The organism is Lacticaseibacillus sp. YLM2-1 (assembly GCF_056583465.1).
In genome coordinates, this window is record NZ_CM152617.1 from 242,425 (window position 1) to 264,182 (window position 21,758).

Sequence of the window (21,758 nt, forward strand, 5' to 3'; positions counted from 1 at the left end):
AGGTAAACTTCAGATGCCACAAAAATTTGATTTGATTGCCATTGGACGTGCAGCTGTTGATCTGAATGCCGTTGAATATAATCGCCCTTTGGAAGATACGAAAACTTTTGCAAAATTTGTGGGTGGGTCACCTGCCAATATTGCGATAGGATCTGCCAAACTTGGACAAAAAGTTGGCTTTATTGGGAAAGTCTCTGACGATCAATTAGGCCATTATGTCACGCAATACATGGCTAGTGTGGGCATTGATACGTCCAACATGGTTAAAGATGACACAGGACACAAAATTGGACTAACCTTTACCGAAATTATCAGTCCTGAAGAAAGCGATATTTTAATGTATCGCAATGAAGCAGCTGACCTATATCTTAATGCGCATGAAGTTTCGAGGGCATATTTGGCTCAGACTAAAATGCTAGTCATTTCTGGAACTGGATTGGCACAAAGTCCTTCACGAGAAGCCATTCTTAAGGCATTGTTAATCGCTAAAGAGCTTGGAGTCGAAGTCATCTTCGAATTGGATTATCGGCCTTATACTTGGCAGAATGCCGAAGAAACATCTTTGTACTATCAACTTGTGGCTCAAAAAGCAGATGTCATCATAGGAACGCGTGATGAGTTTGACGTTTTGGAAAATCACCAAGGCCGGACAGATCAAGAAACCATTGCCACATTATTCCAATATGACGCGAACTTAATCGTCATTAAAAGTGGCATACAAGGATCCAATGCTTATACCAAGGCTGGCGAAACTTACCACTTCGGTGTCTTCAAGACAAAGGTATTAAAGAGCTTTGGGGCAGGCGATTCTTTTGCGGCGGGATTTCTGTACGCCTATCAGCATCAGTTAGGCCTTGAAACAGCGCTTAAATATGGCAGTGCAGCAGCCTCTATTGTCATTAGCCAGTTAAGTTCTTCAGAAGCAATGCCTAACTTAGACCAGCTAACAGCGTTCATCGAAAAGGCCGAAGCTCAGGAGGTGCATCAGTCATGACTGCGACGGAATTAAATGCACAAGTAGCTGCAGATGCTAAAAAAGAAACGATTCGACTGACTACAGCACAAGCCTTGGTTCGTTTTTTGAATCAACAATACATTGATGTCGATGGTCAAGTGACATCATTTGTTGAAGGCCTGTTTGCCATCTTTGGTCATGGTAATGTCTTGGGCTTGGGCGAGGCGTTGCAGGAAGATCCTGGTCATTTGAAGGTTTACCAAGGACACAATGAGCAAGGAATGGCTAGCACGGCAATCGCTTATAGTCGGCAATTATATCGCCACAAGATATTTGCAGTCACGGCTTCAGCAGGCCCCGGATCAGCTAACTTTGTGACGGCCGCCGGTAACGCATATGTCAATAGCATCCCAATTCTGTTTTTACCCGCAGACACATTTGCTACGCGCCAGCCAGATCCAGTTTTGCAACAAATTGAGGTTGACTACAGTGCAGATACGACAACGAATGATGTGTTGAAGCCAGTATCCAAATATTGGGATCGGATTGAACGTCCTGAGCAATTGATGAGTGCGCTGCTCAAAGCTTTTGAAGTTTTGACAAATCCAGCAACGGCCGGCCCCGTGACCATCGCCTTGCCTCAAGATGTCGAGGGCCAAGCCTATGATTATCCACTCAGCTTTTTCAAGAAGCGTGTTCATGTTGTTAAACGGGTTCAGCCTAGCTCAGCCGAGTTGGCTGGAGCAGTCGAACTGATTCAAGCAAGTCAAACGCCAGTCTTGATTGTAGGCGGCGGGGCAAAGTTTAGTGATGCTGGAGCTGCCATTGAAACATTTTCTGAGCGATTTAACATTCCGATTGTAGAAACACCCACCGGCAAATCAGCGATTTCTTCAGATTTTCCTAATAATATGGGAGGTACTGGTATCTTAGGCACTGCCGCTGCCAATGCAGTCATTACCAAAGCGGATTTGATTATTGGGGCTGGTACCCGGTATACGGATTTCACGACAGCTTCTAAGACAGCAATTCACCCGGGGAAAACGCAACTTATCAATATTAATTTGAATCGCATGCAATCGTATAAATTTGACGCTTTTCCAATTGTGGCAGATGTTCGGGATACGCTCAGTCAGCTGACAGAAAGTTTATCCGATTACCGAAGCCAGTTTACCGACCTAGCAACCATTAAAGAGGCGTGGCAAAAAGAGCGTCAACGTTTGGCACACACAAATTACGATGCTCCGGCATATGTACCTGAAGTCAAAAATCAATTTGATGCTAAAACGATGGCCGCTTATGCAGAGAAGTTGCAAACACACCTAACACAAACTGAGGCAGTTATTGCCGTTAACAATACGATTGATCCGACAAGTATCATCGTTGCAGCTGCAGGTTCCTTGCCGGGCGATGTGCAGCGGATTTGGGATCCAGTCGTACCAAATACGTATCACATGGAATACGGCTATTCCATGATGGGATACGAGGTGCCAGCTGCTTTGGGTATTAAGCTGGCCCAACCTGATCAAGAAAGTTACGCATTAGTCGGAGATGGCAGCTTTATGATGCTTCATTCCGAACTAGTGACAGCACTGCAATACCATAAGAAAATCAATATTCTAGTCTTTGATAATTCAGGCTTTGCTTCCATTAATAATTTGCAGATGGCGCAAGGGAGCAACAGTTATCTCACTGAATTTCGCACTGCGGACAACGATATTATGAAGACCGATTTTGCCAAAATTGCTGAAGGCTACGGGGCAAAAGCTTATCGCGCTAACGACCGTAAAAGCTTAATTGCGGCCATTGAGGACGCTAAAAAGCAAACAGTATCAACTTTGATCGATATCAAAGTCTTACCAAAAACAATGACTCAGGGTTATGGCCAAAGTTGGTGGCGCGTGGGAGTTTCAGAAATTTCCAATAATCCAAAAGTGCAAAAAGCGTATCAGGATATTCAAACGGGTATTGATAAAGCATTTAAATATTAAAGGAGTGACAAATATGGTTGTCAAAGTTGGTGTGATTGGAACAGGTGCTATGGGGCGCGCGCATATTGACCGACTGACAAATGTTCTCACTGGCGCAGAAGTTGTCGCTGTCACGGATATTGATCACGAGGCTGCAGAGGCCGCTGTGAGAGATTTTCATCTTAACGCTAAAGTGTACCCAGACGACACTAGTCTGCTACAAGATCCAGATATTGATGCAGTTTTCGTTGTTAGTTTTGGCGGGGCACATGAGGCGACTGTCCTGAAAGCGTTGGATACTGACAAATTTATTTTTACCGAAAAGCCGTTGGCAACCACATTAGAAGGTGCCAAACGGATTGTTGATAAAGAACTGACAAAGTCTAAAAAAGTGATTCAGGTTGGCTTCATGCGTCGGTATGATCAGGGCATTCGTGCACTTAAGGAAAAATTGGATACTGGGATCATCGGTGCGCCATTAGTTGTCCGAGCGAGTCATATTAATCCAAATGTAGCCAGCAATTATTCAAATGAAATGGCGATTACGGATACCTTGATTCACGAAATTGATGAAATGCATTGGCTGCTAGATGATGAATACACTTCTATTCAAATCACTTATCCAAGACAATCAGCAGAGGTTAGGAATGAAGGCTTGCACGATCCGCAGTTGGCAACTTTGACAACCAAAAAAGGGACAGTTATTCAGGTGTTGGTTCATGTAACGGCTCAGTATGGTTATGAAGTTAAGCTGGAAGTGATCGGCGAAACAGGCGAACTGCAGTTACCGAATTATGGCCTTGGACCGATTCTGCGCTCAAATGCTAATCAGCAAACGGCTGTTGAAATGAGTTGGATCAACCGATTTATTCAGGCATATAACACTGAAGTTCAAGAATTTATTGATCAGGTTGCTAAAAGCGAGCCACCGGTCGGACCGAGCGCATGGGATGGCTATATTGCCGCTATTACGGCCGCTGCTGCGAATCGGTCACAGAAAGATCAGGAAACTGTTCTCATCAATGTAGCCGGAACACCGACTTTTTACCAAAACAAAAACGCGATTCATGCTTAGTCTTGCTTAGACAAAATAGAAAGAGGTAATTGAAACGATGACTCAAAAAACGATTAAAATCGGCATTGTTGGTTTGGGACGGCTGGGTAAAATTCATGCGACAAACATTGCGACGAAGATTCAGCACGCCAAGCTGCAAGCGGCGACAAGTGTTGTACCCGCTGAACTGGACTGGGCAAAAAAGGAACTTGGCGTCGAAGAGGTCTTTGAAGATTTTGACGACATGGTACAACATGCGGACATCGATGCTGTCTTCATTGTTTCGCCGTCAGGATTTCATCTTCAGCAAATTGAAAGCGCTTTAAATGCTGGAAAGCATGTTTTCAGTGAAAAGCCAATTGGCCTAGATATTGAGGCAATTGAGCATACGCAACAGGTCATTGCGCAACATGCAAACTTGAAGTTTCAGTTAGGCTTTATGCGGCGGTTTGATGACTCCTATCGTTATGCGAAGCAGTTGGTAGATCAAGGTAAGATTGGTGATATTACCTTGATTCGCAGCTACAGCATTGATCCGGCGGCGGGGATGGCAAGTTTCGTTAAATTTGCAACATCTGCTAATAGTGGCGGGTTGTTCTTGGATATGTCGATTCACGACATTGATGTCATTCGTTGGTTTACCGGCAAAGAGATTGATAAAGTTTGGGCGATTGGTCTTAACCGTGCCTATCCTGTTCTGGATAAAGCCGGCGAGTTGGAAACAGGTGCAGCCTTAATGCAACTAGAGGACAAAACGATGGCCATTTTAGTGGCTGGGCGTAATGCCGCGCATGGCTACCACGTTGAAACTGAGATTATTGGGACTAAAGGGATGTTACGCATTGCTCAGGTGCCGGAGAAGAATCTTGTGACAGTCATGAATGAGGAAGGTATTATACGCCCGACTTCGCAAAACTTCCCGGAACGCTTTGCACAAGCCTTTTTAAGTGAAGAACAAGCTTTTGTGAATAGCATTTTGAATAATCAGGATGTCGGCATTACAGCAGAAGATGGCCTGCAAGGGACAAAGGCGGCATTAGCTTTGCAAGAAGCGTTTGAAAAGAATGACATTGTTCAAGTAGCGTCTGTAGACAAAAAGGTAGGTGCTTAAAGTGACGATTGAATTGGGTATTGCCCCAATCGGCTGGACAAATGATGATATGCCTGAATTAGGCAAAGAGGTTACATTTGAACAAGCCATTGATGAAATGACGTTGGCCGGCTATAAAGGGACAGAAGTCGGCAATAAATATCCTAAAGACCCGAAGGCTTTGAAACACTTTTTGGATCTTAGACATTTGAAAATTGCTAGTGCATGGTTCAGTGCTTTTTTAACCACTAAACCATACGAAGAAACAGAGGCCGCGTTTATTAAACACCGAGATTTTCTCCATGCCATGGGCGCTAAAGTGATTGTTGTCGCCGAACAAGGGCATAGTGTTCAAGGTTTATTAGACAAATCGGTTTTTGACGACAAACCTCACTTTACCGACGATGAATGGGAACGTTTAGCAACAGGATTGGAACGATTGGGTGATCGGGCCCGTGAAGTCGGGATGCAAATCGTTTATCACCATCACATGGGGACGGGGGTTCAAACAACTGCGGAAATCGACCGATTAATGACAATGACCGACCCGGACAAAGTATCGCTGCTATTCGATACAGGGCATTTGGTGCTTTCTGGTGAGGATCCATTGACCATCTTTAACCGGTACCAAGATCGGATTAAGCATATTCACTTCAAAGACGTTCGCCAACAGCAGGCAGACGAAGAGCATAAAGATCATTTGAGTTTTTTAGCAGGAGTTAAAAATGGGATGTTCACTGTGCCAGGGGATGGCATGATTGACTTCAAACCGATTTGGGAAGCTATTCAAGAAAGTGGTTATGATGGATGGATTATTGTTGAAGCTGAACAAGATCCAGCCAAAGCCAATCCTTTTGAATATGCATTAAAGGCGAAGAAATACCTGGATGCAACGATGAATATTCCTCAGTCAGCATAAGTGTAGAAAGGACATGGGGAAAATGGCATTAGTTTCTGCGACGTCATTAGTGGCACCGGCATTGGCAGATCGTTACGCAATTGGTCATTTCAATATTAATGGTGCTGATTGGTTAGAGACGTATCTGAAAGTTGCACAAACGACTAAGACACCGATCATTGTCGCCACTTCCGATCGTATCATTGACTTTCTAGGCGGCTTTGACTATATGGCTCGCTACGTACGGTTTATGATGCAAGCGCTCAGTGTGACAGTACCAGTTGCTTTGCATTTGGACCATGGGTTATCAGTTGACCATGTTTATCAAGCGATTGATGCTGGTTACACGTCGGTGATGTTTGATGGTTCAAAGTTGCCCATTGGCGAAAATGTGGCCTTAACTAAAGAAGTCGTAGCATATGCCCATGCACATCATGTTTCTGTCGAGGCCGAAGTTGGTAGCGTAGGTGGTAATGAGAATGGACTCGTCAATGGGATTCGATATGCAAGCGTTGCTGACGCTGTTGAGATGGCTTCAACAGGTATTGACGCATTAGCCGCGGCACTTGGATCCGTTCACGGTGATTACGTCGGTCGGCCAAATCTGAATTTTGAACGCATGGCCGAGATTGCAGCGGCTACTAAATTACCTTTAGTGCTTCATGGTGCGTCTGGCATTTTAGATGATCAGATCCAACAGGCGATTCAGTTAGGCACTGCAAAAATCAATATCAATACAGAAGTTAATACAGTTTGGACGAGTGCTGTGACCAAAGCCCTGCAAGCCAAACGTTCCAATCATGACCCGCAACCAATTTTAACTGCTGGTAAGCAAGCAATCGCGTATTTGGTAGAAGCGAAGATGAAGGCATTTCATGTGTTAGGGAAAAGTACTCGCCTATCTTCTATGAGTTGATGTGAACAACAAATTTATCCAAGAGGGAGAGATTAAGATGCCACTCATTCGTTTTGATATGATCAAAGGCCGATCACCTGAAGAGATTAAGGACATTTTACAAATTGCTCACGAGGTCATGGTAGCAGCTTTTGACGTGCCACCACGAGATCGTTATCAGATCGTTCATCAACATGAGCCTTATGAAATGGTCGTCGAGGACACAGGATTAGATATTCCAAGAACAGATAGGGTCATTGTCATATCGATTGTGAGTCGAGTCCGAACCATTCGACAGCTAAAGAAATTTTATCAAGATTTAGCAGATAAATTGGAAACTGCCGGATTAGTGGACAAGAATGACCTCATGATTAACGTTTCATTCAATGATGATCAAGGCTGGAGCTTCGGACAAGGGAAGGCACAGTTCCTTGAAGGTAGTCTGTAACGACAATTGAATTAGAAGCAAACGCAATATCGTTGACCACTTACGCAATAAATCTGAATTGGTTACGATCAGTGTTCAACGGATTTCTAAGGCAAAATCAGCGATATTAGGTTTTTAGTTTTTTCCATGAGAAAAGCATCTGCCATGAGGTTGCGGCAGATGCTTTTTTATATACTTTGAAAGATTGGGCAAGGGCAAGGCGGTGAGCTCAAGCGCTTAGTGCCGCGTTGCATCAATTGTTGCTCTTACTTGGCGGAAAAGCGGTGCTGTCTGACTATCGGTTTTGATGGCACTGATCATAAAGAGCGTGTCCATAATGCTGATTTCGGCAATCAGTGCATGAAGCGCCTCAGTGCGGTAGCGTGATTCTTCAGCAACTGCAACAAAGGCAGCATCTGCCATTTTGACTAAGCGCGAAGTTGGGGAACCGGTAATGACGATTAAAGGCACTTGTTGTTTCTTAGCTAGTTCAGCTAATGCAATGGCATCTTTGTCCTCTCCTGAATGCGATGTCAGGATCATCGCATCGCGCGGGCTAAGATGTGTGGCGGCCATTAGCTGCATGTGGTAGTCAGCCGCATAGGCCACGGGAATCGCCGTGCGCAAAAATTTATGGTAACCGTCTAGTGCAACAAGATTACTGGCACCTAGTCCAAAAAGTCCGAGATGCTCGGCATGGGTAATCCATTTAACAGCCTTGGTCAAAGCATCAGTATCTAGGTTTGCTAAGGTTGTTCTCAGTGCATCAATGTTGGAGGTGAAAATTTTTTGCGCTAGCGTATCAACGGAATCTTTGGGACTCAACTCAGCAAAAAGCGCATGATCATCCTCTGGTGAAGTCTGCGCCAACGCCATGCGTAAGGCCTGAAAGTTTGTGTAACCTAAGGCTTTAGCAAAGCGGGAAATCGTCGCTGTACTGACGCCGGTCAATTGGCTGAGTTCCGAGATGTTGGCCTGACTGGCATGGTCCGGGTGGGCTTGAAGATAGGCAGCTAGCTTTTTCTCCTGGCCACTTAGATTCGGTTTATAAATTTGCAGTTGTACCAGAAAGTCATGCATCTTGATCCCTCCTAAAAATACATTCACCAGAGCAGAAACGAGAATGTCAGAATTTTAAGTCGCATTGCCAGAGTGCGTTTATTGTCTAAGGCTGATGGTTAATTGCACCAAGCGAAACACCACTTTTCGAATTCAGTATAGCATGAATGATAGCGGTGTGAAAATAATTTACGGTCAAATTACTTGATTTTTGTAAACGATTTACATACAATGGCATCAGGATATAAGATAACCATCACAGAAGCGGTTTGTTTTTTTGAAAACGGATGGTCACAGGGTCAAATAACGAGGAGGCAGCAAACATGCATATTGGCATGGTTGGTTTAGGAAAAATGGGTATGAATCTGGTCGCAAATATGCGCGATCATGATATTGAAGTGACAGCATTTGATTTGAACGACAAAGCGCGAGAAGCGGTAGGGCAATATGGGGCCAAGGCAGTGGCAAGCCTGGATGCCTTGGTTATGAGCTTGGCATCTCCGCGGATCATCTGGAGCATGGTGCCTGCTGGCAAACCGACAGAAGCCACGATTAGTCAGCTAGCTAAACTGTTGCGGCCAGATGATATTGTGATTGATGGCGGCAACTCCTATTATCAGGATTCAATCGCACACGGAAAGCTGCTAGCTGCTGAGGGAATTCATTTCTTTGATGTCGGCACTTCAGGCGGCATGGCCGGTGCACGCGCCGATGGCAATTTCATGATTGGTGGCGACAAGGCGATCTTTAACAAGATTGAGCCGCTGTTCAAGGCGATCGCTGCAAAAGGTGGCTATCTGTATACTGGCCCAGCTGGATCTGGTCACTATTTGAAAATGGTTCACAACGGTATTGAATATGGGATGATGCAGGCGATTGGTGAAGGCTTCGATGTGTTAGCCCACAGTCCGTATGACTACGACAATGCGGCGGTTGCCAACATGTGGAACAATGGCTCGGTGATTCGCAGCTGGCTGATGGATTTGGCCGCCAATGCCTTTACCGAGGATGCGAACCTTGAAAAGATTCAGGGTATCATGCACAGCTCGGGTGAAGGTGCTTGGACCGTTGAAGAAGCCTTACGTCTACATGTTGCAACGCCGGTGATTGCCAGTTCGTTGATGATGCGCTATCGCTCTGAAGAAGCAGATACGATGACGGGTAAAGTGGTCGCTGCCTTGCGTAATCAGTTTGGCGGCCATGCGGTTGATCCAATTAAGTCAAAATAACTTGCAAAACCATCGTGATATCGCCATTTTAATAACTAAGTCAAAATTGATTAAGTAAAGGAGATAAGCATGGCAATCAAATATATGATTGGCGTTGATCTGGGCACTACTAGCACAAAGGTCGTTTTGTTTGATCTCAAGGGTCACGCAATTGCAACCGCTAACAATCCCTACCCGTTATATCAAGATACGCCCGACATGGCTGAGGAAGATCCGGAAGAGATTTTTGCAGCGACAGTTGGCGGTTTAACTGAAGTGATGCATCGCGGTAATGTCCAACCCGATGAACTTGGTGGGGTTTCCTTTTCCGCAGCGATGCACAGTCTGATTTTGATGGACGAAAATGATAAGCCGCTGACGCGCGTCATCACGTGGGCTGATAACCGAGCAGCAGCCTATGCAACGAAGCTGAAGCAAAGCGATTTAGGGATGACACTGTTTAAAAATACAGGTGTGCCGACGCACCCGATGTCCCCATTGGTTAAATTGCTTTGGTTGAGTGCCGAACATCCAGAATTGGTCGCTCAGACTTCCCACTTTATTGGCATTAAAGACTTTATTTTGTTCCGCTTCTTTGGCCGATATGTGCAGGATTACTCGCTGGCTAACGCAACTGGGCTCTTTAATATTCACACCATGGATTGGGATGACCGTGCACTTGATGTTGCCAATGTTCGGCGCGATCAATTGCCAGAACTGGTCGACACCAGTTATCAGTTGACAGGATTAAATGCCAACTATGCGGCGGTGACCGGTATTGATGCTAAAACGCCTTTCATTCTCGGTGCCAGTGATGGGACATTGAGCAACCTTGGCGTTGGCGCGATTGATCCTGGTGTCTTGGCGGTGACCATTGGTACGTCAGGTGCAGTACGGGTTGTGACTGACAAGCCGGTAGTTGATCCGCAAGGGCGCCTGTTCACTTACTACCTGTCACCGAATCACTGGGTTGTTGGCGGTCCAGTTAACAACGGTGGTATTGTCTTCCGCTGGGTTCGTGATCAACTTTTTGCACCAGAGAAATTAACGGCTGAGCAACTGCAAGTTGATTCCTATGAAATTCTGACAGAAATTGCCAGCAAGATACCCGCTGGTGCTGATGGCTTACTTTTCCATCCATATTTAGGCGGAGAACGGGCACCGATTTGGGATGCCAATGCACGTGGCAGTTTCTTTGGCTTAACCCGGCAGCATACACGTGCGCATATGGTGCGAGCAGCACTTGAAGGAATCGTTTACAACCTATATATGGTGATGCTGATGATCGAAGGTATCACTGGCAAACCAAAAGCCATCCAGGCTACTGGCGGATTTGCGCGCAGTGCACTGTGGCGCCAGATGTTGGCTGACGTTTTTGAACAGGAAGTCAATATTCCGGAAAGCTTTGAAAGTTCAGCCTTGGGAGCAGTTGTTTTGGGAATGAAGTCACTGGGACTGATTGACGATTTGAACGTGGTTAAAGATATGATTGGTGTCACCAATACCCATGAACCCAATGCTGACAATTTTCAAGCTTATCGTGAGTTGTTGCCAATCTGGATTCGATTGACGCGTAAACTTGGCAGCGAGTATCAAGCAATTGCCGACTATCAGCGGGCGCATCCAGATCCGAATGCCCATATAGCTGCTGAGGATTAGTCGCCAGCACTGCGCCTGTTGTCCGTGCTAAGACGGAATATGCTGGTTCGATGGGAAAATAGCGAGAATGAAGCAACTGGGTACACAGATCAAACGACATGTCTCGAGAAAAACGTCAATGAACGTTTTTCATAAATAAAATTGTAAGCGATTTCTTAATCTGTAAAATTTAGGGGGAATAGAAATGGATATACTCGTCCTGGTCTTAGGTATCCTGCTCTTGCTGGTGCTTATCATCAAGTTTAAGTTCAACACGTATGTTTCCTTGATCATCACAGCTGTCGTCGTTGCCCTTGGTTTGGGAATGGCGCCAGCCAAGATTGCGACCAGTATTCAAAATGGGATTGGCGCGCAACTAGGTGAGCTGGCCTTGGTCTTCGGCTTCGGTGCCATGCTTGGTCGATTGGTTGCTGATGCTGGTGGAGCTTACCGCATTGCGCATACCCTCATCAATGCCTTCGGTCGCCGCGGATTGCAACTTGCCGTTGTTTTGGCATCTTTCATTATCGGTATTGCTTTGTTCTTTGAAGTTGGGATTGTCTTGCTAGTTCCAATTGTTTTCGCCATTGCGGCTGAAGCAGGCGTTCCAATTCTGACACTTGGTATCCCGATGGCAGCGGCTTTGTCGGTGACCCATGGGTTCTTGCCGCCACATCCAGCTCCAACGGCGATCTCGACTGCATTAGGCGCTTCTGCTGGTCTGGTTTTGGCTTATGGCGTGATCATCGCCATTCCGACTGTTTATATTGCCGGACCGTTGTTTTCCAAACTTGCGCATCGCTTTGTGCCAGATGCTTTTGAAAGGCGCGGTAATTTGAAAGCATTGGGGCCGCAAAAAACCTTTAAATTGGAGGAAACACCAAGTTTTGGCATCTCCGTTCTCACATCACTTTTCCCAGTGATTTTGATGGCGATTGCCACGGTTTATGAATTGGTATTTCATGGTGGCAAACTTCCAAAGACACCAAATGGTCTTGATAACGTTATCGCATTCATTGGTTCACCAAGTATCGCCATGCTGATTTCATTGTTGTTCGCTATGTGGGCAATGGGCTATGCGCGCAAGCTGCCAGCCAAAGCCATTATGACAACCCTCGAGGACGCTGTGAAATCAATTGCGATGTTACTACTCGTCATTGGTGGCGGCGGTGCCTTCAAACAAGTCCTGATTGATGGTGGCGTCGGCGACTCAGTAAAAAATTTGTTCGTTGGCTCAGGCATTTCACCACTTATCTTGGGTTGGCTGATTGCGGTTGTCTTACGAATTGCACTGGGATCCGCGACTGTTGCGGCCATGACGGCCTCTGGACTGGTTCTGCCACTCATGCAAAGTGCTGGCATCCAGCCAGCTTTGATGGTACTGGCAATTGGTGCGGGTTCATTAGCTGCCAGTCACGTTAATGACGCTGGTTTCTGGATGTTTCGTGAGTACTTTGATTTGACCATTAAACAGACTTTGTTGACGTGGACGTTGTTAGAAACCATTATTTCAGTTGTTGGACTTGGTGGGGTGCTGTTGTTGAGTTTGGTGGTTTAAGTGAAGAAATTAAAAAACCGGCATTGCCGGTTTTTTTATCTGTTTCAAGATGAAATGAGGATGGATAAGTTCTTAGAGATACTGATGGTTTGGCACTATCCGACCCAACTTAGTAGACCGCGGTCACCGTTTTCCTGTCAAACCGGCCAGCATTCACGAAGATTAAAATGATCTCGATTCGCCCGACTGACCACAATATGATAAACTTACGCCATTCGCTAATACAGAAATGGAGATCGTTTACACATGTACGAACCAACAAAAAAACGCCGCGTTGCCGAAGACGTGGCCAAGGTTTTCCCTAAAGAAGTCACCAATCAGATTTTTGATGTGATCGCTGTGATGAATAAGGCTAAGCAAATTGTGACAGCACCAGTCGCCATTGCATTTTCGGATGATTATACCGATGATGAAATGTATGCCATGATCATTCAAGGCAATCTTGCACCAGCACAAGAGTTTCCGCTTACCTATGCTGGCGAAAAGCCATTTTTGGGTCATGGGTATATCCTTGTGGTCAAAGATAAGCCGAAAACAATTCGGCTGGATTTCAGTACGGCTAATCCGTTTAAGGCAGAAGAATCCAAATAAAACTGGCCTTTTCATGAAAAGTTCGATACAATAGTAAACCGTAATCGTTACCGTTTACTATTGGGAGGCAGCTATGAGCGAACCGATTTTGACCGTAAATCATCTCAGTTTTGGTTTTCGGGATCAACAGCTTTATCAGGATCTGAGTTTTCAGTTGAATGTGGGCTCAATGACAAGTCTTGTCGGTCCAAACGGGGTCGGCAAAACAACCTTAATTCGGTTACTAATGGCGCAACTAAAACCGCAAGCCGGAACGATTCGCTTTCGGCAACAGCCACCGGTTCGATTGGGTTATGTGCCCCAGTTCCGGAATGTTGATACGGAATTTCCGTTGTCGATCCGCAGTTTCATTCAACTCCGGCAGTTGGATCATCTCTTTTTCTGGCATACGGGTAAGGAGAAGGCTGCCTTGGATGCCGTGATTAAAGCGACTCACCTTGGTAAAATTGCTGACACGCGGCTTGGAATGGCGAGTGGCGGCGAAAAACAAAAGGCTTATCTGGCACAAGCTCTTTTAGATGATCCTAACTTTCTGATTCTGGATGAATCAACGGCCAGCTTAGATGTCAGCACGAAGCAGGAGTTGATGGATCTGGTGCAGGAGTTGAATCAAACGCGGCAATTAACGGTGCTATTTGTGACGCATGATCTGAGCTTAGCCAAAAAGTACACCCAACAATACTTACTACTGACCGGGTCAAGTTATGAGATGAAGCCAACAGCGCAAATGGATTTGAAAGCAATGCCAGAAGAATTACGCAATGATGCCGAGAATCGTGGGGTGATCGCATGAATTTATTTGCTTATGCATTCATGCAAAATGCATTCATGGCAAGTACGTTTATTGCCATTACCACAGGCATTGTCGGTGTGTTCGTCGTTGCGCGGAACATGTCGTTCTTAGCCCACACACTTTCTGAAGTTGGGTTTGCGGGCGCTGCGTTTGCGGTGTTTGCTGGCATCAGACCGTTAGACGGGATGTTGTTGTTCACAGCGATCAGTAGTATCAGTGTTGGCCGTATGTCCGTTCAAGCATCGCGGCGAGAAGCCTCAATTAGCGCGGTTTCTAGTTTGTTTATTGGCCTGGGGATTTTGTTTTTGTCACTTTCCAGCGCCAATGCCAGTTATGCAACTACCATTTTGTTTGGGAGCATTATCGGGATCTCCCGCGCCGATGTTTGGCAACTGGTAGCATTGGCGGCTGGCGTGCTGGTGACGTTGTATTTTGGCTATCGGCGACTCGCGTTTGATTCGTTCGATCCAGTTGGTTCAGCGGCACAGGGATTGAAAAGTAAATATATTTCCATTTACTTTCTGCTTATCCTTGCTGTTTCGGTTTCGATTGGAGCACAAATTGTCGGAAGTTTGTTAGTCTTTATCTTACTGACCTTACCGCCTAATGTCGCTAAGTATTTGGGTCGAACTTTACCGCAGATGATTGTGATTTCCGTCATTACCGCTTTAATCGGGGTTTGGAGCGGCTTGTATTTAGGCTTTTTGACGAACTGGCCGGTGACGTTTTTCATCGCTGCCATTGAATTTCTTTTTTATTTCTTGGCATTGTGGTACCATCACCGAACAAACTAAGCAATTGAAAAAGGACTCGCAACACAAACCGTATTGAGTAGCGGTTGTGTTGTGAGTCCTTTTTGACTTAGTAGTGTTGATGGCGATATTTGTGCAGAAATTCAGCAACTTCCTGTTGGTAATCGTGGCGCTGTTCGAATTGTTTGAGGTAAGCAGCATTGTGAGTGCTGGTGGCGCCAGTGTGGCGTAACTTCGTGTAAACCTCAGGATAAGGTAACTGCTGTTGCTTGGCTAGTGATAACTCTGCGGACACGTCGTAAGGCACCTGCCGCAGATCAAGATCGGTGATGGCACCATCATTGAGTTGCAGCAATGCATAGTCGGCGTAAGTGGTTGTTTGCAGGTGTGGCCGGGGTGAATAGGCTTGGCCAATAGAACCTGGATTGAGGATGACTTGACCGTTACTGGTGTAGCGCAGTAGCTGTTGGTGGGTATGCCCATAAACAGCTAGATCAATTTGCGAATCGGGGGCAATTTGGTCAAAGTTGAGTTGTGGTTGATCAGGATATAAGGCATGTCCTTGATTTTTGTCAGGAAGGTTATGTGCTAGACTGACGATCAAACCATCTTGCTCGAAAACTTCATGCAGCGGCCAATTTCGAATTGTTGCCAGATTTTCAGCCGTGAGGTGCGGCCACAGATAGGCAACCAGTCGACTAAAGTAAACATCTGTTGGCTGTGACAGATCAACTGGTCCATCCAGTACCCAGAATAAATCGTCATCCCAGTTGCCTTTAACGATATGTGTGGGTTTGAGTCCGTGCAGCGTCGCCCATAACTTATCAGAACCTGGACCGGGTAAAAACAGATCGCCTAGAAACCAGTATTCATCCGCCTGATGCGCCTTCGCATCCTGAATGACCGCTGAAAAGGCCGTCATATTGCCGTGAATATCCGATAAAATGGCGATTGTCGTCATACTTGATCCCACCTGTCGTTCATCGTAATCAACCCTTGCGTTCCGAGGTTGCCCTTACCAGTATTAACCATTTGTTCATACAGCTGTTTGGCCAATTGCGTGGCTGGCAGTTGTAAGTGCATGTTATCGGCTTCATCCAAAGCAATGCGCAGATCTTTTAGAAAATGTTTTGCAAAGAATCCCGGCGTATAGTCGCCTTGCAGGATACGTGGTCCGTAGTTGCTGAGACTCCAGTTGGCACCCGCACCACCGCCAACCACTTTAAGCGTTTCGTCAAGATCCAGGCCAGCAGCCTTAGCATAGACAAGCATTTCGGTAAGACCGGTCATAGTGCCAGCGATCATGATTTGATTGGCCATTTTGGCATGTTGCCCTGAGCCGGCCGGGCCAAAATAATTGACTGAGGCGGCGATGGGCGCGAAAAGTTGCTGCAATCGCGATAACAAAGTCTTGTCACCACCGACCATGATGGTTAGCGTGCCATTTTTGGCGCCGATATCACCACCAGAAACCGGCGCATCAACGGCTTGCAGGCCTTTCTCGGCAGCCTTAGCAGCAATTTTCTTCGCCAGAGTGGGGGTACTGGTTGTCATGTCAATGAGCAGTGCCCCTTTTCTTGCCCCAGCTAAAATGCCATCGCTACCAAAATAAATGGTTTCGACGTCTTGCGGAAATCCGACCATTGAGAGAACAATGTCGCACTGCGCAGCAACAGCGTGCGGCGATTCGGCCCAAGTAGCTCCAGCCTCAATGACTGGCTGGGCATGGGCCTGCGTTCGGTTAAAGACGACCACTTCTTGGCCATTCTTTAAAAAGTTCTTGATAATACCGGTGCCCATCACACCGGTGCCAATAAACCCAAGTTTCACACTGCTCATCCTTTCTGCAAAATTTTTTCTAATTCAGCGAGTCGTTGTTCAAATAGTGAGAAGGCGGCTTCTAAATAATCTGGCTTGGTCATATCAACGCCGGCCGCTTTCATTGTATCAATCGCATACTTGGAACTGCCAGATTTCAAGTAGCCGATATAGCGGGAAACCGCCTCTGGTTCGCCACCGCTGATGCCAGCGGCCAAAGTCGAGGCAGCGGCAAAACCAGTTGCGTACTGGTAAACATAATAATTGTAATAGAAATGTGGAATACGAGCCCATTCAAAGGCGATTTCAGGATCACGTGCAACATCTGGTCCGTAATAACGGGCATTGAGATCCGCATAATAGGAGGACATGCTGGTAGCCGTCAATGGTTCACCATGCTGGTCTTGTTGATGAATCCAATGTTCAAAGTCGGCAAATTGAGCCTGACGGAAGACCGTTCCTTTGAAGCCGTCTAGATAGTAATTCAAAATGTACGCCCGAACTTTAGGATCATTGGTGTTTTTTAGGAAGTAGTCCGTCAATAAATTTTCATTGGTTGTTGAGGCAATTTCTGCGACGAAGATTGGGTAGTCGCCATAAACGTAAGGCTGGTGATGACGAGTATACCAGCTGTGCACACTGTGACCAGTTTCGTGAACCAAAGTGTACAATTCATCAACGGCATCGTGCCAGTTCAGTAAAATGAACGGATTGGTGTCATACGCACCACCGGAATAAGCGCCGGACCGTTTGCCCTTATTTTCGACGACATCAATGTAACGATTATTAAAGATTTCCCGCATATGATCTAAATAATCATTTCCCAGCGGAGCCAATGCCTTTAAGGCTTCGTCTTTTGCCTGATCGAGGGTGAAACTCAATGGCGGACGTCCGGTCAGCGGTGTGTAGATATCATACATATGCAGTTGATCGACATTCAGAATCTTTTTACGTAAGGCAATATAGCGATGTAGTAATGGCAAGTGAGCGTTGACTTGATCAAGCAGTGTTGTGTAGACACTTTCGGGGATGTGGTTACTTGCCATTGCAGCAGCGCGAGCATCGGGATAATGATGCGCTAAAGCATTGAAGTTATGAGCTTTGATCTGGCCACTCAATGTTTGAGCAAAGGTATTCTTAAGACTTTCATATGCCCGTAGCAAAGCCTCAAACGCGTCTTTCCGCAGCTTGCGATTTGTTGACCGAATGAGTTGACCATACAAACCATTGCTGAGTTGCACGGTCTCACCGTCTTCATTTTCAACAAAGCCAAATTGCAGGTCGGAGTTGTTCAACACATTAAAGGTTGCATGACTGGCATTCAGCGCATCCCCAGCACTAGCAATTAATGACTCCGCCGCTGTGGTCAGGACGTGTTGGCGATTCACAGTGATGGCATCAATAAAGTGACCATAGGGTTTGAGGCTTTCGGTATCGCGCCAAGCGGTCAACTGATCGGCTGGAATCGCCAGAATTTCCGGATCCATGAAGGCTAATTGGCTGGCAAGATCAGCCGCCAGACTTTCTGCTTTGGCATTCATGGCTTGATACGCGGCATTGCCAGTGTCTTGATCACTTTTCAAGCTGGAATAGACATAAACCTTTTCAAAGCGTCTGAACACCGCGAGAACGGCTTTGATACCTGCGACGAGTGCTTCAGGCGACTTGCCCAATGTACCCTTAAGTGCTGCCGCTTCCTTTGCTTGCTGACGAATGGCTTCAAAGTCAACTTGCCAAGCCTTGTCATCTGGATAAATAGTCGTGAGATCCCATGTCAATTCGGTAGGGACTTCTGCGCGTGCCGGTAAATGTTGCATCTAATCAGCTCCAATTTCTAATATTTCTTTAATGTTACCATATTGAGGCGGCATTTGAGATAAATCCCTTTTTTCTTCATAATTATCTGCTAAACTACTCTGGAAACTAAAAGTGGAGTGAAGCTCGAATGGACAAGCAACCAGATTCAGATCAACAAACATTAAAACGCAAACCAAAACGACGTCATCCGATTCTTCGTGCATTGGCTATCATAGCTCTCGTTGCCCTTTTTCTCGCCGGTGGATATGCCGCTCGATTTTATTCTCAAGCCAAAAAAGCAGTTGCAAAAACGTATGATCCAGTTAGTACTAAGGCAGTCAGCTCAGATCTCGATGGCAAAAAACCGATCAGTATTCTTCTATTAGGAACCGATACCGGAGCCTTTGGTCGGAAAGATACCGGTCGATCTGACACCATGATGCTGGTCACAATCAATCCTAAAGAGAAGAAAACAACGATGACCAGCATTCCTCGTGACACGCTGGCAGAGATGGTCGGTACTGGAAGCGACTCGCCGACATACGAGAAGATTAATGCGGCGTATGCGTATGGCCAATCCGATGCAGCTATTAAAACAGTTGAGAAGTTATTAGATGTACCGATTAATTATTACGTCACGGTCAATATGGCAGGCTTATCAAAAATCGTTGATGCTGTCGGCGGTGTGGATGTCAATGTTCCGTTTAGTTGGACAGACTGGAATACCGGAGGCCAAACCTTTAAAAAAGGAAAGGCGCATCTCGATGGCGGGATGGCATTGGCATACGCCCGAATGCGTGACGAAGATCCTGAAGGCGACTATGGTCGACAAAAACGTCAGCAGGAAGTTATCAATCAAATCGTTAAACACCTTTTATCGGTCAAATCGTTGACAAATTACCAAAAGGTCATGGATTCCTTATCATCTAGCATGCGGACCAACCTAACATTTGATGATATGATGGCAATTGCGCAAAATTATCGCGCTTCAGCAACTACCATTGATCGTCAACAGCTTAAAGGGATTGGCGTTTATATTGATGAGGCTGCTTATCAGGTGATGACAACCGAAACGCTTCAAAAGATGTCCAATGAGCTGCGTGGGCAGTTAGGGCTTGAAAGCAAGACGCTAAGTAATTTTAATACTCAGCAAAATGAAATTAACAATGCGAATGGATTTGATTGGACAGCGAACAATCCGGTCTACACTGTGTCGCTCGATGGTGCGACAACCGGACCGTGATCAAAAAAACAGCAGCACTCTGGCTTCATTGCCAAGGCTGCTGTTTTTTTGTGAGCGCGAGTAGGAGCGCTCAGGCTTCTGCGACTGGGGGCGCGTCATGGTGAAGCGCTATACTGAATATTTTTTGCCTGATGAGAAATCAAGACGTTTTTAATCTGGATCAGGCAGATCCGGTGCCAATTTGTGACCGCTAAGTTTAGCGGCGATGAACCCGGTAAGAAAGCCGATGAGCAGAAATGGCACAAAATCCATCCCGATGCCGAACCAAGGAATATAGGTTGTAGCGAATTGTTGAATGCTACTGAAAATCGGTAGTTGTGCTAGCCCAGCTGGTAAGGCATGGATGGCATCTAAAAGCGCAGGGATCATCGTGAAGGCAACCGTAGTTTTATAGATTCGGGTATTTTTCCCAATCCAAGGATGCATGAGGCCGAGCATGATTAAGGCAATTGCCAGCGGATAGAGCAGCATTAAAATTGGCGTTGAATAAGCAATGATCTGATCCAACCCGAAATTGGCAATCAGGAAAGCACCAATTGTCGTCATTGGCAGGAAAAAGTGATAACCAAGTTTTGGAAAACGATGACCGAGATCTTGCGAGAAGGATGTCACAAGACCGATTGCGGTGGTTAAGCAGGCAAGCAGCGTCATCGCGCCTAACAAGGCCGTGCCAATCAAACCGGTATAATGTGTCATGATCTGGTTAAACGCCGTCCCACCGTTTGCTGTGAGCTTAGAGAAGCCAAGACTGATTGCTCCTAGCAAGATCAGGAGCATGTAGATCAAAGCTTCCAAGCCCATTGCCAAGGAGCCTACTTTCGCAACAGCCTTGGCGCGAGTGGATGCCTGGTGCAAGCCCATGAGTTTCAAGGCTGTGATGATCGTCACGCCAAAGCCTAACCCGGCCAGCGCGTCCATTGTGTTGTACCCTTGCAAAAAGCCGTTAATCAAGTTGCTACTCATGAGCTTAGGGCTGCTGGTAAAACTTATCGCACGAATATCACCTTTGATGACCAGTGCCCAAAAGAAGATTACTGCTAGCAAAATCAACAACAGCGGATTCAGCAGCTTGCCAATATAAGTCGTAATTTTACTTTCGTTGCGAGCAAGCAAGAAGGTTGTTAAAAAGAAAATAAACGAGAAAATCAAAAGGCCGATTTGTTGTTGATCTTTTCCTAAGAACGGCGCAATGCCAATTGAGTATGTGACAGTAGCGGTACGCGGGGACGCGATCAGCAGGCCTAGACTCGCATGAGTGGCCAGCAGAAAGAACAATGCGAAGCTATGTCCCGCCGGTCGAGCAAGATCGTACATACTACTCGCACGGGTTAGACTGATCGCCATGATTGACAGCAGCGGCAACAACACAGCAGATAGCAAAAAGCCAATTGCCGCTGGTAGCCAAGCTGAACCGGCCAGTTGACCCATGTGGATCGGAAAAATCAGATTGCCAGCGCCAAAAAACATACCGAACAAAAGTGACCCTAGTGTCAAATACTGGCGCTTTGTGAGTGTGGGTTGTGGTGACATTGATATCCCTCCATTTAATCAAAACGATTGCCGACAGCGTCTTGACTGTAAGAAGGTTTTCAAAGGAGTTGGCTAATTAACCAAAAGAAAAGCCCTTAACAGTCGAGACTGTTAAGGGCGCGAATCACGCTGTACCACCTTAATTTACCGCTACGTCACCGTAAGCGGCCTTACCGTGTACGGCCAGTTGCCTGGCGATACACGATTGCTATAATGGGCGCAATCCCAACCGAAGCTTCCAAAGTCACCTCGGCAACTCGTAGACTACTTTCCCAAAGCTACCAGAGGTCTCTTCCCACCAACCGAGACTCGCTGACACCGACAACTCAGGTACTCTTCTACTCATCGTTTTTAGTTGTTTGTTGAATTGTTGTTTATTTTACGAAAAAAACGACAGATGTCAACTAAAAAGTTCAGAGCGCAAACAGGCGCGTTTAGAAACCGGAGCATAAGCGGCCTCAAGCCTAAATGGCCGGGCCTTG

Annotated in this window: 19 protein-coding genes; 14 read left to right on the forward strand and 5 right to left on the reverse strand. The window is 46.1% G+C overall.

Annotation, left to right across the window (positions count from 1 at the left end):
- Positions 1–13: 13 nt before the first annotated feature.
- From iolC to AC07KQ_RS01235, 7 genes are read left to right on the forward strand one after another with little or no spacing between them, the layout of a single operon-like run.
- Positions 14–994, forward strand: coding sequence for a 5-dehydro-2-deoxygluconokinase (gene iolC, locus AC07KQ_RS01205; protein WP_003568831.1), 981 nt, complete (start codon positions 14–16; stop codon positions 992–994).
- Positions 991–2,946, forward strand: coding sequence for a 3D-(3,5/4)-trihydroxycyclohexane-1,2-dione acylhydrolase (decyclizing) (iolD, locus tag AC07KQ_RS01210; protein WP_003562985.1), 1,956 nt, complete (start codon positions 991–993; stop codon positions 2,944–2,946). Before iolC ends, iolD begins: the two co-directional genes overlap by 4 nt.
- 13 nt (positions 2,947–2,959) lie before the next feature.
- Positions 2,960–4,000 carry a Gfo/Idh/MocA family protein gene (locus AC07KQ_RS01215; protein ID WP_003562987.1) on the forward strand — a complete coding sequence of 347 codons (1,041 nt, stop codon included), beginning with the start codon at positions 2,960–2,962 and terminating at the stop codon, positions 3,998–4,000.
- A gap of 37 nt (positions 4,001–4,037) precedes the next feature.
- Positions 4,038–5,090 carry an inositol 2-dehydrogenase gene (gene iolG / locus AC07KQ_RS01220; RefSeq protein WP_003568835.1) on the forward strand — a complete coding sequence of 351 codons (1,053 nt, stop codon included), beginning with the start codon at positions 4,038–4,040 and terminating at the stop codon, positions 5,088–5,090.
- A gap of 1 nt (position 5,091) precedes the next feature.
- Positions 5,092–5,988, forward strand: a complete 897-nt coding sequence (gene iolE, locus AC07KQ_RS01225; protein WP_003562991.1) for a myo-inosose-2 dehydratase — start codon at positions 5,092–5,094, stop codon at positions 5,986–5,988.
- A 22-nt stretch (positions 5,989–6,010) separates the two neighbouring features.
- Positions 6,011–6,883, forward strand: a complete 873-nt coding sequence (locus AC07KQ_RS01230) for a class II fructose-bisphosphate aldolase (RefSeq protein WP_003659199.1) — start codon at positions 6,011–6,013, stop codon at positions 6,881–6,883.
- Between the two features lie 37 nt (positions 6,884–6,920).
- Complete coding sequence (locus tag AC07KQ_RS01235; protein ID WP_003562995.1) at positions 6,921–7,310, forward strand: tautomerase family protein; 390 nt, start codon at positions 6,921–6,923, stop codon at positions 7,308–7,310.
- A 216-nt stretch (positions 7,311–7,526) separates the two neighbouring features.
- Here AC07KQ_RS01235 and AC07KQ_RS01240 read toward each other — a convergent pair whose 3' ends face one another.
- Positions 7,527–8,369: a MurR/RpiR family transcriptional regulator gene (locus tag AC07KQ_RS01240; RefSeq protein WP_003562997.1), complete on the reverse strand. Its 843-nt coding sequence runs from the start codon at positions 8,367–8,369 to the stop codon at positions 7,527–7,529.
- A gap of 302 nt (positions 8,370–8,671) precedes the next feature.
- Between AC07KQ_RS01240 and gnd the strand changes: the two genes are divergently transcribed.
- The 6 genes from gnd (at position 8,672) to AC07KQ_RS01270 (ending at position 14,930) form a co-directional block, all read left to right on the forward strand.
- Entirely contained in the window at positions 8,672–9,577 is a 906-nt protein-coding gene (gnd, locus tag AC07KQ_RS01245) for a phosphogluconate dehydrogenase (NAD(+)-dependent, decarboxylating) (protein ID WP_003562999.1), read from the forward strand.
- Between the two features lie 69 nt (positions 9,578–9,646).
- Positions 9,647–11,215, forward strand: coding sequence for a gluconokinase (gene gntK / locus AC07KQ_RS01250; protein WP_003563002.1), 1,569 nt, complete (start codon positions 9,647–9,649; stop codon positions 11,213–11,215).
- Positions 11,216–11,399: 184 nt separating this feature from the next.
- Positions 11,400–12,752, forward strand: a complete 1,353-nt coding sequence (locus tag AC07KQ_RS01255; protein ID WP_003568836.1) for a gluconate:H+ symporter — start codon at positions 11,400–11,402, stop codon at positions 12,750–12,752.
- A 246-nt stretch (positions 12,753–12,998) separates the two neighbouring features.
- A complete protein-coding gene (locus AC07KQ_RS01260; protein WP_003563007.1) occupies positions 12,999–13,343 on the forward strand; it encodes a hypothetical protein in 345 nt (114 codons plus the stop codon).
- Between the two features lie 73 nt (positions 13,344–13,416).
- Entirely contained in the window at positions 13,417–14,136 is a 720-nt protein-coding gene (locus AC07KQ_RS01265) for a metal ABC transporter ATP-binding protein (RefSeq protein WP_274991064.1), read from the forward strand.
- A complete protein-coding gene (locus AC07KQ_RS01270) occupies positions 14,133–14,930 on the forward strand; it encodes a metal ABC transporter permease (protein ID WP_003563011.1) in 798 nt (265 codons plus the stop codon). Before AC07KQ_RS01265 ends, AC07KQ_RS01270 begins: the two co-directional genes overlap by 4 nt.
- A 67-nt stretch (positions 14,931–14,997) precedes the next feature.
- On the opposite strand, the gene AC07KQ_RS01275 is transcribed toward AC07KQ_RS01270, so the two are convergent.
- The 3 genes from AC07KQ_RS01275 to pepF are packed head-to-tail and all read right to left on the reverse strand — an operon-like array spanning position 14,998 to position 18,523.
- Positions 14,998–15,849 (reverse strand): metallophosphoesterase family protein, encoded by an 852-nt coding sequence (locus AC07KQ_RS01275; RefSeq protein WP_003563013.1) that lies wholly within the window; start codon positions 15,847–15,849, stop codon positions 14,998–15,000.
- Positions 15,846–16,727, reverse strand: a complete 882-nt coding sequence (locus AC07KQ_RS01280) for an NAD(P)-dependent oxidoreductase (protein WP_274991062.1) — start codon at positions 16,725–16,727, stop codon at positions 15,846–15,848. Before AC07KQ_RS01280 ends, AC07KQ_RS01275 begins: the two co-directional genes overlap by 4 nt.
- On the reverse strand, positions 16,724–18,523 hold the full coding sequence (gene pepF / locus AC07KQ_RS01285) for an oligoendopeptidase F (protein WP_480156576.1): 1,800 nt from the start codon (positions 18,521–18,523) through the stop codon (positions 16,724–16,726). Before pepF ends, AC07KQ_RS01280 begins: the two co-directional genes overlap by 4 nt.
- Before the next feature lie 128 nt (positions 18,524–18,651).
- Between pepF and AC07KQ_RS01290 the strand changes: the two genes are divergently transcribed.
- A complete protein-coding gene (locus AC07KQ_RS01290) occupies positions 18,652–19,746 on the forward strand; it encodes an LCP family protein (protein ID WP_003563019.1) in 1,095 nt (364 codons plus the stop codon).
- 150 nt (positions 19,747–19,896) lie between these two features.
- Here the strand turns inward: AC07KQ_RS01290 and brnQ are convergent, their stop codons facing one another.
- Positions 19,897–21,276 carry a branched-chain amino acid transport system II carrier protein gene (brnQ, locus tag AC07KQ_RS01295; RefSeq protein ID WP_003563021.1) on the reverse strand — a complete coding sequence of 460 codons (1,380 nt, stop codon included), beginning with the start codon at positions 21,274–21,276 and terminating at the stop codon, positions 19,897–19,899.
- Positions 21,277–21,758: the final 482 nt, after the last annotated feature.